The sequence below is a fragment of the Nostoc sp. CALU 1950 genome, assembly GCF_051172895.1.
Lineage (GTDB): Bacteria > Cyanobacteriota > Cyanobacteriia > Cyanobacteriales > Nostocaceae > Nostoc > Nostoc edaphicum_A.
This window is the reverse complement of record NZ_JBDNJQ010000194.1, coordinates 1-14,285: the sequence shown is the minus strand read 5'-3', so window position 1 is coordinate 14,285 and position 14,285 is coordinate 1. Positions and strand designations below refer to the sequence as shown.

At 41.3% G+C, this 14,285-nt stretch carries 11 protein-coding genes and 1 pseudogene; 6 read left to right on the top strand and 6 right to left on the bottom strand.

Annotation, left to right across the window (positions count from 1 at the left end):
• Positions 1–148 precede the first annotated feature (148 nt).
• On the top strand, positions 149–298 hold the full coding sequence (locus tag ABF638_RS32815) for a hypothetical protein (protein WP_435027006.1): 150 nt from the start codon (positions 149–151) through the stop codon (positions 296–298).
• Positions 299–657: 359 nt separating this feature from the next.
• Here ABF638_RS32815 and ABF638_RS32810 read toward each other — a convergent pair whose 3' ends face one another.
• Together ABF638_RS32810 and ABF638_RS32805 are read right to left on the bottom strand one after the other, a co-directional pair.
• Positions 658–1,371 carry a hypothetical protein gene (locus ABF638_RS32810; protein WP_435027005.1) on the bottom strand — a complete coding sequence of 238 codons (714 nt, stop codon included), beginning with the start codon at positions 1,369–1,371 and terminating at the stop codon, positions 658–660.
• A 716-nt stretch (positions 1,372–2,087) separates the two neighbouring features.
• Positions 2,088–3,056, bottom strand: a pseudogene (locus ABF638_RS32805) (aldo/keto reductase).
• A 172-nt stretch (positions 3,057–3,228) separates the two neighbouring features.
• Between ABF638_RS32805 and ABF638_RS32800 the strand changes: the two are divergent.
• Positions 3,229–3,828 (top strand): DUF1802 family protein, encoded by a 600-nt coding sequence (locus ABF638_RS32800; RefSeq protein ID WP_435027004.1) that lies wholly within the window; start codon positions 3,229–3,231, stop codon positions 3,826–3,828.
• A 107-nt stretch (positions 3,829–3,935) separates the two neighbouring features.
• Here ABF638_RS32800 and ABF638_RS32795 read toward each other — a convergent pair whose 3' ends face one another.
• Positions 3,936–4,664: a Bax inhibitor-1/YccA family protein gene (locus ABF638_RS32795; protein ID WP_435027003.1), complete on the bottom strand. Its 729-nt coding sequence runs from the start codon at positions 4,662–4,664 to the stop codon at positions 3,936–3,938.
• 792 nt (positions 4,665–5,456) lie between these two features.
• On the opposite strand from ABF638_RS32795, the gene ABF638_RS32790 reads away from it, so the two are divergent.
• Entirely contained in the window at positions 5,457–6,242 is a 786-nt protein-coding gene (locus tag ABF638_RS32790; RefSeq protein ID WP_181932046.1) for an RNA polymerase sigma factor SigF, read from the top strand.
• Positions 6,243–6,302: 60 nt separating this feature from the next.
• Here the strand turns inward: ABF638_RS32790 and bchD are convergent, their stop codons facing one another.
• A complete protein-coding gene (bchD, locus tag ABF638_RS32785; protein WP_435027002.1) occupies positions 6,303–8,336 on the bottom strand; it encodes a magnesium chelatase ATPase subunit D in 2,034 nt (677 codons plus the stop codon).
• Between the two features lie 91 nt (positions 8,337–8,427).
• Here bchD and ABF638_RS32780 point away from each other — a divergent pair, with 91 nt between their 5' ends.
• The 3 genes from ABF638_RS32780 to rnc all read left to right on the top strand — a co-directional run bounded on the left by ABF638_RS32780 (position 8,428) and on the right by rnc (position 11,150).
• Positions 8,428–9,015, top strand: a complete 588-nt coding sequence (locus ABF638_RS32780; protein WP_435027001.1) for a Uma2 family endonuclease — start codon at positions 8,428–8,430, stop codon at positions 9,013–9,015.
• 515 nt (positions 9,016–9,530) lie between these two features.
• A complete protein-coding gene (locus ABF638_RS32775) occupies positions 9,531–10,331 on the top strand; it encodes an NYN domain-containing protein (RefSeq protein WP_435027000.1) in 801 nt (266 codons plus the stop codon).
• 132 nt (positions 10,332–10,463) lie between these two features.
• Positions 10,464–11,150, top strand: a complete 687-nt coding sequence (gene rnc, locus ABF638_RS32770) for a ribonuclease III (RefSeq protein ID WP_435026999.1) — start codon at positions 10,464–10,466, stop codon at positions 11,148–11,150.
• A gap of 151 nt (positions 11,151–11,301) precedes the next feature.
• On the opposite strand, the gene ftsH2 is transcribed toward rnc, so the two are convergent.
• A complete protein-coding gene (gene ftsH2, locus ABF638_RS32765) occupies positions 11,302–13,188 on the bottom strand; it encodes an ATP-dependent zinc metalloprotease FtsH2 (protein WP_435026998.1) in 1,887 nt (628 codons plus the stop codon).
• 411 nt (positions 13,189–13,599) lie between these two features.
• On the bottom strand, positions 13,600–14,100 hold the full coding sequence (locus ABF638_RS32760; RefSeq protein ID WP_435026997.1) for a hypothetical protein: 501 nt from the start codon (positions 14,098–14,100) through the stop codon (positions 13,600–13,602).
• Positions 14,101–14,285: the final 185 nt, after the last annotated feature.

Here is a 14,285-nt window from a genome sequence, read left to right as displayed (position 1 = left end):
CAATCGTTCATACACCGGACTTGTGTAACGAAACAATAAGTCGCACATCGCGTTACTTAATCTCAATTTCCAGATCCTCAATTTGTCTGGATAATTTTTGTAAGCGTTCAGGGGGAGGGTAGAAGAAAATTATCCGAAAATCTGATGCATGGAAGAGAAGCGCGTCAATCATGTAGATAGAACAAATACCCCAGAAGATTGGGTAAAAACTCCAACCAGCGTCAAGAAACTGGTGGAAGAGATAGCGATCGCGCCTGGGGAGACTCAAAACATTCCCAATTCTCAGTTTCTACTGTAGGATTAACATCACTTTCAGACAATGAAAGCTGTTCGCTGATTTGAATTGGCGGCTCGTAGTCATTTCCCCACGGCTCAAAACGAAAGTTTTGCGATCGCCAAAAGCTACTTACATAGTTTTCCTCAGACCTTACCTTGTGTTTGGCTTAGTAAGTTCTATGTTGTTAATATTACACGTATTTTCCGAATAATTCTCTATGTTAGGGATCATTAGGTCTTGGAAACTTTTTTTGATGGCCATCTAGATATGAACAAACCCACCGCATTGCAGAAAGGATATATCTAAAGACCAAAACGATTTTAGCTGATACTGCACTATCAGCTAAACTTTGCCCTGTAAAGTTTAAAACACTTATTTAATTATTTAAAAACGTAGGATTTAATTTCTTGCTCTATTTGTTCACTAATAATCTCAGTTCCCATACTGGGTTTATCGAGGTTGACTCTAACAAAGTTTGTTTTGTCTTCGGCTGTAAATTTTTTATTATTATCAGAGTCTTTGATAATTTTTAGGAAAATTGCATTTTGACTTGGAACAACCACCCAACTGATTATTCGAGTATTATTTGGGGTAACTTGCTGGAGGTTCTTACCTGATAAATCAGAAAGATAGCCTATAGTAGCATCTTCGCTGCTGAGTTTTTTATCCGTATTGGTGTCTTGGTCAACAATTCTATACAACCAAAATCTTGTAGTTGGCTTGTTTGCTGCTTTTACCTCCAATAAATCAAAGGAGGTAATAATGGCTTTCTTATTTAATAAAAGATGAGCTTCACCATCTTGTTTCTGATAAAAGATGATGTTATACAATTGGTTATTCCTTTCATAAGAACGTGAAAGTTTTAAATCAATTCCTTTTTCTTCATTCTGTTCTGCAAGAGTAACAGGAATCATTAGATAATCTGATTGTTCTTTAATGATTAAATCGCCATAAACAAGATTTGGTTGTGGCTTCGATTTCTCAGTTGCCTTTGCCTGTTCTGCATTTCTGCTAACAGAAGACTTACAAGAAAAAGAAAGGGTCGCAATAATAATCGTTGTGGTGATTTTATTTAAAAAGCTATAACCTCTCATCAAATTCTCCTCGCAGGATACGTTGCTGTCTTATTTTATTCCCTGCTGGAAAATTAGCCAGTGTCTTAATTCGAGTTTATATTTTACAAAACAAACATACACAAGTGGGCTTGTTTTTTTACAAAAATAATTGAAGTACTCTAACCAAAAGGTTGTAGGTTTCTTGAGCATATTAACTGTCTTTTGTTAATATTATTCTAGTCTCATAACTAGCTCCTCAAGTGTTAATTCTGGCACTGCCTACTGTACTGAGAAAATTATATCATAACAAAATACCAAAAACCTGGTCGAGGTTGACCAGGTTTTATTGAGTTCACAGTTTTCAAATTGTTAAACTAATTAAGTAATTGAAAGTTCATAACTAAGGTGGACTGAAAAACTAACAAACTCAGCATTCTTGCGTTTTTCCGCTTTAGGATTTGGCTTTGCCTTCTACATTAGGCTTTTTGCCACTTTTCTAACATTTGATATGCTGAAATCTGTTTGGGTTGATGACACGGGGACACTAAGTCATTGACCCTTTTGTTTGGTTTTATTTTATTTGGTGTCCTACTATTTAAATTAGCACTTAGCTTGTGAGTTGCAACCCTTGCTTTACTAAAGTTGACCTTTTGTTAGGTTTTGCAATCTAGAGCTATAAATTTGATCCCTAACCTTCTCTTTACGAAAGTTCAAGGTATCTTGGATATATAAGCATAGCTAACGCAACTGCATTGTCACCAATTCCACATAATTTGATTATCATCCAGATTGTCAGTAAGAATACGTCCAATAGCGTCAATTTCTGCCAATTGGGCGGCTGATGTGTTGTCTCGTACTTGTTCGGGAAAACGCGCTCCGGCGATGTCTAACGATAAGCCGCTCCGCGTCTACGCATTTGTTTGGAGTTGGGCAATTAACCACGCCAAAGATAACTGAGCAAGAGTACAATTATGAAGAAGGGCTATAGGATGCAGTTTTCCTAGTGCTTGTTGGGCACGTTCAAAATTTTCGCCTTGAAATAGTTTATTTTTAGCACGGTTATCTGTTGGGTCAAATTTATGACCGAGAGCAAATTTGCCTGTCAATAATCTCTGTGCTAAAGGCGAATAAGCAAGGATAGAAATATTGTTCTCGATACAATAGGGCAATGCATCTTGTTCTACCTGTCTCCAGAATAAAGAATAAGGTGGTTGTAAACTATCAATACGTCCATAACTTGCTGCTTCTACTAACTGGGCGTGGGAAAAATTGGAAACACCAATGGCTCGGATTTTACCTTGCTCTTTGAGGAGGTTAAGAGCACTTATAGTTTCTTCGATAGGTACTATTTCACTATTGAAAGCACCGGAGGGCCAATGTATTTGGTAAAAGTCGATGTAATCAGTTTTCAGGTTGGTTAGGGAGCGATGTTTAACGACAAGCCGCTACGCGTCAATGCAAGCTTCAATCACTTGTTCATACTTTAGATGGTTGGCGAAAACTTTCGTGACATACTGCACGCGATGTCTGGCGACAAGCCGCTACGTGTCTAGGCGTACATCAGATAAAGCTTCAGCGATAATTTGCTCAGAATGTCCTCCACCATAAGCTTCAGCGGTATCAATTATCGTGATACCAGCTTCATAAGCGGCTCTGATGGTTTTAATCGAGTCTGCATCCTCAATTTCCACCCACATTCTTTTACCAGCTTGCTAAGTTCCCATCAAGATGGGTGTAATTTGCACATCAGAAGTACCTAGCGTAGGCGTTGGCGTAGCCTCTCGTAGAGAAGCCCATCGTAGACATCACTTTCCCATAACTGCTTCCTAATTCATTCCCTTGGACAGTTCATACTTTATCGGTTTTAGCTTGAAATTAAATCAGAATTACATGTAGATGCTGATGGAATTGACTACAACTTTTCATGCCCTCAAAGAATGGGCAGTGGCCGTAAATGCCTTGGAAGATGGTAAAACAATTATGTTGCTCCGCAAAGGCGGTATCCATGAACGAAATGGACACTTCCAAGTTGCCCACAAGCAAGTTTTGCTTTACCCTACTTATGAACATCAACAAGCTTTCATGCTGAAAGCTGAGTATGCCAGTGGTGTTTATCCAGTAACATCGGGATGGCATCCAGAGACAGTTCGCATCGGAAGTTGGGCTGAAATTACGGATATTTTGCCAGTTAGTGACGAGTCTATTGTTAATACCTTGCTTCCCTTCCATATTTGGAACGAGCATTTTATTAGCGATCGCCTCAAATGGAAACCACGTCAACCGCTTTATATTCTTCTCCTGCGGACGTATAAACTACCCCAAGAGCAAGAAATTTCGTATTACGCCAAATACGCTGGCTGTAAGTCATGGATTGATTTAGATGAACCAATTCAGTTGCAAGCAGCAAAACCAGTTTTATCTAACTTTGCATACATCCAACTAGTAGAGACAATTCGCGAGATTGTTGGCGATAAGTTGTATGCTCCATCCTTCTAATAACCAACATATTCGACAATTAAAACGATGAAAAAACCGTGGTTGCTGAAAATTTAACCACGGTTTTTACTTTACAAAATTTTACTTTTATTAGTGTCTACAGACGATTAATCGCGGCCATTTATGGCAATTAGCAACCGCAAGATAAAGACGAACAAGTTGATGTAAGTTAAATACATCGATAAAGCAGCAGGCAGATATTGGTCATCGCTGTAAGTGCGGGGCAAGATATAGAAATCGACAACAGAAACCCCAACAAATAGAAACACCCCCAAACCGGAGATGGCGATTTCTAACCAATTGGGCGTGTAAACACCAAACATGGCAAATCCGAATTGGGCTAGACACACAACCACCAAAGCAATGACACCAAGATTGATGGTTTTCGTCAAAGCCATGCCGTCTTGTTCAGAGAGATTTGAACCAATTTGACGGGCGAGAATAAAGGTAACGCCACAACCAAGAGCAGCCAATCCAATGCCTTGAATGCCAACACCTTGGGATCTCAAGGCGACAAATACCAAGCCACTGAGAGTATATCCAGACAAGAGGCTGTAGGTTGCCAATAGGGGTAGTGCAAGTCCCTTATTACCTTTTTGGGCAACATTTTGGGCAACAAAGAACAAAATTAATTCCAAAATCACCGCACCAATGAAGGTGGGAAAAAATATTTCGGGATTAGTACGGATAACTCCCAAACCGCCGTAGGTTCCTAATGCCGTTAGCACCAATCCACCACCAACGTAGGGGAGGGCATTGGCAATCACATTTGGGCCGACGAGGGCGTGAGATTTAGCCTCACGCATAGCTTCACGAAAATTACTGGTATTGCTCATATTGAAAAACTGTTGTTTAGGAAAACGTTCTGCTCATTACTATTGTTACCAATATTTGAAGAAGAAGTCAGAGTCACTCTTATCGGGAATACCCTGGGGGATCTTGCTACAGACCTGCCACTCTCTTGTTGACCACTCAATCATAGATAGAGTGTAGTGTTCACCGTTTATTCAGATGCTCTCTACGAGACGCTCTTGCAAGCTGGCTAGGAGTACACTGATTCGTTATTCGCCAGTCACATAGAATTCAATTTCTTATTTCTGGCTCCTGACTCCTGAATTATTTTTTGTTAATGGAAATGTCCCTTAATACCCAACTAAGTACAAATTCCCATAAAAATGAGTCGGAATTATGTTTGTTGTAGCTTGGATTTTGTTCTTCAAGCCAACTGCCAATTTGGATTTTCGACCTTTACTAATGACGGTAAGTAGTAAGAAATAAAATTGCCCAATCTATTTTGCAATTAATTCAGTGCCGATCCAATTGCACTCAGTATGACAGATGGGTATTAAGTCAGCTATGCATTTTTCAGCATAAATAGCTAGTTTTTGTTGCAAAAGCTAAAGATTATTTACCATTCAAGAGTTATATAAAAAGTAAAAATAACCTGTAACAGAGAGGTTCGCAAAATCATGCGTACAAATACTGAATTGTGGAGTTCGACCCCTAACAAGTTCAGTGAAACGACGATGGCTTATTCTTCCCTGACTCAGCAAAATAATAACAGCTTAGAAGAAAATATACGCAGCTCCATTTTCTCAGGAATAGGAGTTACAACAAAGGTAATGTATATGGCAGCAAGTGAGTCCTCTTTACGAACTGATGGTATAGAATTATTACACTTGTACCACCAGAATCCTTCTATTAAACTTCGTAATAAACTTGTACAGTTACATACTGGCTTAGTACGAAAGATGGCTCATAAATTCAGCCATCAATGTAATGAACCTTATGAAGATTTAGAACAAATCGGTTATTTTGGTTTGATTAGGGCAATTGAGCGTTTCGACCCTAGCCAAGGATATGCTTTTAGTTCCTTTGCAGTGCCATACATTCGCGGTGAGATGCTGCACTTTTTGCGCGATCGCAGTACCCTATTAAAAATTCCCCGTCGTTGGCAAGAATTGTACAATGAAGGGCAAAAGATTCGCAAGGACTTGGCAATGTCTTTAGGTCGCCAGCCCAAGGATGCTGAAATTGCCAGCCAACTTCGGGTATCTGTGCAAGAATGGCAAGAAACCAAATTAGCGGCTCAAAACCGGATGCCTTTGAGTTTAGATGCAACCGCAGTTAACTATGTTGATTGCCAAATAACCTTGGGTGAAGCACTTCCTTGTCCTCGTTCTCATGTGCTTCTGCAACAAGAAGAAGAACGCCAACAACTCCAAGGCGCAATCAATATGTTGGAAGAAAAGCCCCGCATGGCAGTTGAAATGGTATTTTTGAAGGAACTTTCTCGCAAGGATGCTGCTAAAAACATTGGCACTAGTCCAATGACTGTAACTCGCTATCTGCAAAAGGGAATTCAAGATTTGATTTGCTATTTGCAACCACAGGTAATGCCCACTGGATCTTGATGTCATTAGTCAATAGTCAGTGGTTAGTAGAAAAGCAACTGACAAATGACAAATGACTAATTATCGAGATTTTAAATCAGCGATCGCACCTTTGGTCATAGCAGCAATTGCTTGATCTGTCGCTTTTGGCAAATGATAATATTTACCGCCTGCTGTTTGCGATAATTCTTTAGCAAAGCCAGTAGACACAAATTTACTTTCCGTATCAATTACTAATAGTTGCATCCCCAAAGCACGAATTCTAGCAGCAATTTCTAATAATTCTCCTTTGATATCTGGCTTTTCTCCTGGTTCAAGCTGTTCACCTAAAGAACGCGCTAAGGGAATATTACCCCGTCCATCGGTGATTGCTACAAGGACAACTTGCCCAATATCTCCACTCATCTGGGCATTTAAGCCGACGCGCACAGCTTGAGTTAAACCATGCGCTAAGGGCGAACCACCACCACAGGGCAACCTTTCTAAACGGTTACGTGCTAAAGCAATAGAACGTGTTGGAGGTAATAATACCTCTGCCTGTTCTCCCCGGAAAGGAATTAATGCTATTTGGTCACGGTTTTGATAAGCTTCTGTCAGCAGTTGCATCACTGCACCTTTAGCCGATTGCATTCGATTCAGGGCCATTGAACCAGAAGCATCTACCACAAATACTACCAACGCCCCTGCTTTGCGTACCAGGCGTTTCGAGCGAATATCAGGCTGTTCGACAATAACTTTTCTATCTGGTTGTCTTTCTCTTCGTGCTTTTTGATATGGAGCCGCAGCCCTCAAGGTGGCATCTACTGCAATGCGTCGCGCTTTCCCCTTGGGCAACATTGGCTTAATATAGCGCCCCCTATCATCGGAAAAGATGACACTGCGACTACCAGATTTACCTTGCCGCTTTGCCATTTGAGTAAAATATAGCACGTTGTCATCAAGGATTACCCCTTCTGGATCAAATATAAATTCTTCTGGGATATCGGGTGGTTCTTGCTCTTGATTTTCTTCCTGTTCTTCTTGTTCTTCTTGTTCCTCTTCAGATTCGTCCTGGGGTTCTTCTTGATTCTGTTGTGGCGGCGGTGGAGGCGGTGGTGGTGCTTGATCGGGTGGCGGTGTCTGCACAACTGTGGCGCGTGGTACAATTACCAGTTCTACAGCACGGCGCAAATCTTCAGCATTAACTGTTGTTCGTCCCTCCAAAGCCGCAGCAGCTTTGGCAACGCGCGCGGCAAATAACTCGGCGCGATGTCCCTGAACTCCGCCGCGAATGGACTCATCCACTAAATAGGCAATTTGTTCATGGGTGATAATGACTTCTTTCAACCATTCCCGCGCCAAGATGATTTGGGTTTTGAGGGAGTCTAAATCTTCGTTGTACTGTTTGAGGAAATCTTGGGGAGATTTAGAATAAGCGATCGCTTGTTCAACTGCTTCTACTCTTTGATCTAAGCCGAGTACACCGTCAGCAGAGAGTGCGATCGCAATTCTATCTAGTAAATGCTCCCGTAATCCGCCTTCTTCTGGGTTGTAGGTGGCAATAAATAGGGATTTGCACGGATGCTGAAAACTAATCCCTTCCCGTTCAATCTGGTTGCGTCCCTCAGATAATACTGTTAAAAGCTGATTTGATATCTGGTCATCTAATAAATTAATTTCATCTACGTACAGTACACCCCGATTTGCTGTAGCGAGTAATCCAGGCTGAAAAATGGTATCACCTTGTTTTACCGACTTTTCCACATCCACGGAACCGAGGAGTCTGTCTTCTGTAATACCTAGAGGAATTTGCAAAAAAGGCGCGGGGATAATTTCGACGGGAACATCTTGAATGTCTTTATCTGCGTACTCCGCCAAAAGTTGATCGTCCCATTCTTCTGGGTGGTTGGGGTCACAATTACTGATTGAGCCTTTGACAACTTCAATGGGCGGTAGTAGAGCGTGGATAGCACGAGCCATTACAGATTTTGCCGTACCGCGACGACCTGCGATCGCTACTCCTCCCAAACCAGGATCAACGGCTGCTAACAGCAAGGCTAATTTAATTGCTTCTTGACCGACTACGGCTGTCAAGGGAAAGGCAGTGATCGTGGGGTTGATAGTAGGCGCAGGCATTGTTTGCTTTTATAGCGAGTCTTGGCCTTTAGCATACCAATTTCTGACACATTTAGAATAGGGATTATGGCAATGAGAGAAAGGTAAGGTTATGAGTATTGCTCAGGCTAAACGCTTCACACTAGATGAATACCACAGGCTTGGAGAATTGGGCTTTTTCCATGAAGATGACCACGTTGAATTAATTAATGGGGAAATTATTGAAATGGCATCCAAAGTTACAGCCCATGAAACTTGTTTAAGAAAACTGTGGAAGGAACTCCCTAAAATACTGGGAGACAAGGCTACTTTGCAATCACAAGCGCCGATTGCTTTGCCACCTAATAGCGAACCTGAGCCTGATTTTGCGATTGTTCAAAACCGTGCTGATGATTATCTGTCGGGTCATCCTAAAGCGGCTGATGTGTTTTTAGTAATGGAGGTTTCAGATTCTTCTTTGGCTTATGACCAAGATGTTAAAATACCTCTCTATTCTAAAGGAGGTATTACTGATTATTGGATATTCAATTTATTCGATAATTATTTGGAAGCTTACAGTGAACCATATCAGGATAATCAAGGCAGATATGGTTATTCAAATAAGCGAATTTTCTTGTCAAATGAGATAATAACTTTTTCCTGCTTCCCTGATTTATCTCTTGATTTAGTTAAGGTGTTTCCGCCAAAGCGGAATTTTTAAACTTTGTTATAGGATTCAGTCATAAGACAAAGGAGTAAGTTTTTATGGCTTATATTGATTTTAAACTTCTTGACACACAGATTAAGCTCATGTTAGATATATAACAACGGCAGCAAAACAAATGCACTCTAAAACAAAATTGGACAAGTGCAAATTATTGATTGTTGTCTAAGAACGTAGAATCCCTAGCTTACCGCTAAGTATCGCGTTATTCCTTCGGCTGAACATTCAGCCTGATGTCAGGTCAATTCATTGATTAGACTATCAGCAAGGAAAACAATATATATATATATTTGCGTGAATGTTCGGCGGAATGAATAACCCGATACTTAGCAGTAAGCCAGGGATTTTACCTTCTTAGACTAGAAATCAATTAAATTTGTAAATAAAGAGCCTAGCAATGAAAAGGGAAATACTTTTTTAGTATAAAACTCTTTCATAAAGCTAGGCTGCTACTAGACGTGTACTTTGTTGAAGCTGTCCGGTTTCTTTAAACCAACTCTGGACATACTCAAATGACAAGCTATCATCTACCCTCCAAAAAACAAGTAAGCCAGAAAAAATATTATACTGGCATTTTTTGCGATATTCAGAACGTTCCCTCAATCATAAAATTCGCTAGTTTAGTGCTGCAATTTGCAGAATCTAACGGGACTGTATCTTGCAAAAATATTTATTACAATTCACAGCGTCAAGACCAAGTAGCTTCCTCAAATAAACTAAAAGAGCTTGGTTTTAGATGTGTTAATGTTCCTGACACCTCAAAAAATAGTGCAGATAAACGACTTAAAGATGACTGTTATGAGGCAGTTGCTTTTAATTATTCTCTAAAGAATATTATCCTATTTTCAGGAGACAAGGATTTTGCTGTATTAATTTCTATTCTTAAAGCTATGGGTAAAAAAGTCATCGTCTTTGCTCAACGAGGTAGTGAGAGTCCAAAGTTGATTAAACTGGTTGGTAATGATAACTTCCATTTTGTAGATGAATTACCTCAGCTAGTTGCCAATAGCAATAAGACTCAACCTCAAAACACAGATATTTTGCCTCAGATTAATTACAAAGAGGCTATAGAGTATTTAATTGAAGCTATCAAAATTGCCTTAAGCCAAGGTAAGCCTACCGTATTTGGTCACATTGATAGATTGATGCGTCAATGTTGTGCTAACTATCAAGGATACTTATCTATTTCTACAGATGATGGAAAGAAATTTAAGAGTTTTAGCCAGTTTATTGATGTTGCAATAAAGGATGGCAAAGTCAAAAAGCAAAATCAGCAGTTATTTTTAACTGAATTAGATAAACTAGCTGCCTAAAATAGCTTTGGAAAACCCAGTTGACGAAACAATTGGGTTTTCCCAACACACCGCAATTTGCGGTTTTTTCGTGTCTGAACAAAATAACACTTGTAAACTATCCCAACAGTGAATTTCTGCAACAAAATAAAAATGCACAATCTTCTAATATTCCATAATGAAAAACTTCTACGCCGTGCGCTTACCCACCGTTCTTACGTCCATGAAAACCCTGGAGAAGGCGAACACAATGAACGCCTAGAATTTCTCGGTGATGCTTTGCTGAATTTCTTAAGTGGCGAATATCTCTATAGTTGTCACCCAGAAATGGGAGAAGATGAATTAACACGGCGGCGTTCGGCGCTGGTAGATGAAAAGCAATTAGCAAAGTTCGCTGAGGAGGTAGGTTTAGACTTTAGGATGCGGCTAGGAAAAGGTGCAATTAGAGATGGAGGCTACCAAAATCCTAATTTGCTCAGTAGTACCTTTGAAGCAGTTCTTGGTGCTTACTATTTAGATAATGAATCCAATATTGAAACAGTTCGCGCAATTATAGAACCACTATTTGATTCTGTAGATCCTAAGCATATAATTGTATCTCGTTCTAATGTAGACTCAAAAAACCGCTTTCAAGAATGGGTGCAACGCAACGTTACTCCAAATCCTCCCAAATACTTCACAGAACAAATAGGAGGCCCTTCTCATGCGCCAGAATTCATCGCCAAAGTATTGGTAGATGAAAAAATTTACGGAGAAGGTAAGGGACGCAATAAAAAAGATGCAGAAAAAGCTGCTGCTGAAGATGCACTAGCTAAGTTGAAAAAACAAGGTTTGTTGTAGAGTTTATGGGTTCATAAATTTTGAGAATTTTAAAATTAAAAGCTTCCTAACACTGAAAACGCGCAAAAAAATGGGGATGGTATACGCCATCCCCATTTTATTTTTTGTTACTTTACTCATTCCCAGATAGTAGCCGGAAAAGAGTCAAATATTATAGTTGCGGTACGTACTGTTGCTTATCTGGGACTTCAGCATACTCAGCCACAATCTGGCGGAATTCTTCGCCATCAATGGTTTCTTTCTCGATAAGCAGATCAACTAAGCGATCAGTGACAGTCCGATGGTCACGGATGATCTTCTTAGCATTGTCGTAGCACTGCTCAACAATTTCTCTGACTTGAGCATCAATACGGGAAGCAATGGATTCAGAATACTCAGATCGGGTTGTCCAATCACGACCCAAGAATACTTCTCCCTGCTGGCTTTCTAACGACAGTGGGCCTAAGTCGGACATCCCGAACCGAGTTACCATTTGCCGGGCCATTCCCGATAACTGCTGCAAGTCTCCACCGGCACCAGTTGTGACTTCCGCAGCCCCAAAAATTACCTCTTCAGCGGCGCGACCACCCAAAGCACCAGTAATTCTGGCTTTCAACTGAGAACGAGAAATTAACCCCTGTTCTTCGTTGGGTGTAAACCAGGTTAAACCCTGTGCTTGTCCACGTGGAATCAGGGTAACTTTCTGTACTGGGTCATGGTCTTTTAACAAAGTCCCAACTAAAGCGTGTCCAATTTCGTGGTAGGCAATTAAGCGCTTGCTCTTGCTATCCACCAAAGGAGTACCTTCCATCCCAGCGACTACCCGATCCACCGCATCATCAATTTCACGGAGAGTGATAGCTTCCTTGCGTCTTCTGGCGGTCAGAATTGCTGCTTCGTTGAGTAAGTTGGCTAAGTCAGCACCAGTGAATCCAGGAGTACGGCGAGCGATCGCATCTAAAGATACACTAGTGTCTAGTTTCTTGTTCCGCGCATGGACTTGCAAGATTTCCAAACGCCCTTTGATATCGGGTGCATCGACTGTTACTTGTCGGTCGAAACGACCGGGACGCAACAAGGCTGAGTCTAGTACGTCGGGACGGTTGGTGGCAGCAATAATAATGATGCCTGTGTTACCTTCAAACCCGTCCATTTCGGTGAGCAATTGGTTGAGGGTTTGCTCTCTCTCGTCATTACCGCCACCGATACCAGCACCCCGTTGTCTACCCACGGCGTCGATTTCATCGATGAAGATGATACAGGGGGCGTTATCTTTAGCTTTCTTGAACAAATCGCGGACGCGGGATGCACCCACACCAACGAACATTTCCACAAATTCCGAACCGGAAATACTGAAGAAAGGTACACCTGCTTCACCAGCGATCGCTTTTGCTAGTAAAGTTTTACCAGTTCCAGGAGGCCCAACTAACAGCACTCCCTTGGGAATCCGTGCGCCCACAGCGGTAAATCTTTCTGGCTGCTTCAGGAAGGTGACAACTTCTTGTAATTCTTCCTTAGCTTCTTCAATCCCAGCTACGTCGTCAAATTTGACTCCGGTTTTTGCTTCCATTTGGAAACGCGCTTTGGATTTGCCGAAGTTCATCGCTTGACCTGGCCCGCCGGGAAGGTTGCTAGAACGCCGGAACAAAAAGAACAATCCGGTAATCAATAAAACTGGAAAGATGAGATTGCCCAACAATCCCCAAATTGCGCCATCATTCCGCATCGGGTGAGCATCAAAACTAATGTCTTTTTCTTTGAGCTTGCTAATTAACTCAGGAGCGTTAATAGGCAAATCTACACGCCACCTTTGGACACGATTTTCGATGTCTGGATCGCGGGCTTCTATAATTGCTGTCCTACCGCCTTCGTAAAGATCCACGCTGCTGACGCGATCGCCGTCCAGGTATTCTAGAAAGCGACCATAGGTCATGCGGGTATTGGCTGCATTCTTACTCATGTCAGTAGGAGCGCCTGCAAACGCCCCTTGCCAGAAGAAAAAGCCAATTACCAAAGCTGGCAATGTCCAGAGTACTGCGACTTTCCAAGAGAATTTCATCTTAATTTGCCTCTAGATGCCTATACAACTCATCAGCCTTAGCAACGGAATGTTCATCACTCTGTCACTTTAAGCTGTTAAACGGATGTCTATAAATCCATTTTGTTTAATTTGATCTCTTATATGCACTGCCATAAAGCGATTAGAGCATTATGGCGATGCCAACAAGAATCTTAATCAAAGTTAACTTAATTTTAATACAATATCGCACGAGAAAAAGGAGCGCAACGGGATGCAAAGATACGGAGAATTTCTCCAGAATGCTCCTCGTGTTGTTTAAGCCCTTCTCAATCATCATTCTGGGGAACTGGGGACTGGGGACTGGTAAAAATTAGTTGAACCCTAATTTTTAATCTAATTGTCAATACCTAATCCCTAATCCCCAGTACCCAATCCCCAATCCCCAATCCCCTACTTAGCTTCTGTAATTTGTAAAGTGTAAGGAAGATATTTGCCTTTTTCGTAAGAACCAACCCAAATTTGGTAACTTCCAGGCAGCCATTCACCAACAATGCCGGCATTTTTGCCATCAAAATCGTCATTGCACCAAGTACCACCAGGCCCCTTGATAATCAAGGTAGTGTCTTCAGGACTTTGCATTTGCAACTTCAGGTAGTCAAATTTACTTGTTAGCGCTAATGTGTGGTCTGGTGTTTCATCAATAAATCCGGTACAAGGGCCGGTGGCTGTTTCACTTCTCCCAGCTACTTGACTCCCAGATATTGAACCACCACTCATCCCGCGAACTGTCAAGGGGTCTGGCGAAAACTGAGGGCCAATGGTGACATCTCCAAATATCGTTGGCGCTTCCTGAGCATCAGCATCAGTAACAGGGGTAACCGTCGATATGATGAAGAGCGTAACTATCATGAACGATAATCTTATCCCTCTATTGAGCGCTTGTGTTGGCATTGTAATTACGTTCGCTTCTAAGTGTTTTTGAAGACATTAATTTTACACACCAAGTTCCCAACGTGAGGAGAATTGACTACCTATTTTAGATTTGAAATTGGGGATAATTCATGAGTAATTAGTCAATGATTGTTTGTTCTTATAGTTGCTCTACCTTATGGATAGGGGCGCACGTTTGTGCGCCC

What these genes read in the sequence shown, in the direction of transcription:
- ABF638_RS32775 (WP_435027000.1), top strand. Translation starts at nt 9,531, where the DNA reads ATGACAAGCTATCATCTACCCTCCAAAAAACAAGTAAGCCAGAAAAAA.
- bchD (WP_435027002.1), bottom strand. Translation starts at nt 8,336, where the DNA reads ATGCCTGCGCCTACTATCAACCCCACGATCACTGCCTTTCCCTTGACA.
- ABF638_RS32795 (WP_435027003.1), bottom strand. Translation starts at nt 4,664, where the DNA reads ATGAGCAATACCAGTAATTTTCGTGAAGCTATGCGTGAGGCTAAATCT.
- ABF638_RS32815 (WP_435027006.1), top strand. Translation starts at nt 149, where the DNA reads ATGGAAGAGAAGCGCGTCAATCATGTAGATAGAACAAATACCCCAGAA.
- ftsH2 (WP_435026998.1), bottom strand. Translation starts at nt 13,188, where the DNA reads ATGAAATTCTCTTGGAAAGTCGCAGTACTCTGGACATTGCCAGCTTTG.
- rnc (WP_435026999.1), top strand. Translation starts at nt 10,464, where the DNA reads ATGCACAATCTTCTAATATTCCATAATGAAAAACTTCTACGCCGTGCG.
- ABF638_RS32760 (WP_435026997.1), bottom strand. Translation starts at nt 14,100, where the DNA reads ATGCCAACACAAGCGCTCAATAGAGGGATAAGATTATCGTTCATGATA.
- ABF638_RS32800 (WP_435027004.1), top strand. Translation starts at nt 3,229, where the DNA reads ATGCTGATGGAATTGACTACAACTTTTCATGCCCTCAAAGAATGGGCA.
- ABF638_RS32790 (WP_181932046.1), top strand. Translation starts at nt 5,457, where the DNA reads ATGGCAGCAAGTGAGTCCTCTTTACGAACTGATGGTATAGAATTATTA.
- ABF638_RS32780 (WP_435027001.1), top strand. Translation starts at nt 8,428, where the DNA reads ATGAGTATTGCTCAGGCTAAACGCTTCACACTAGATGAATACCACAGG.
- ABF638_RS32810 (WP_435027005.1), bottom strand. Translation starts at nt 1,371, where the DNA reads ATGAGAGGTTATAGCTTTTTAAATAAAATCACCACAACGATTATTATT.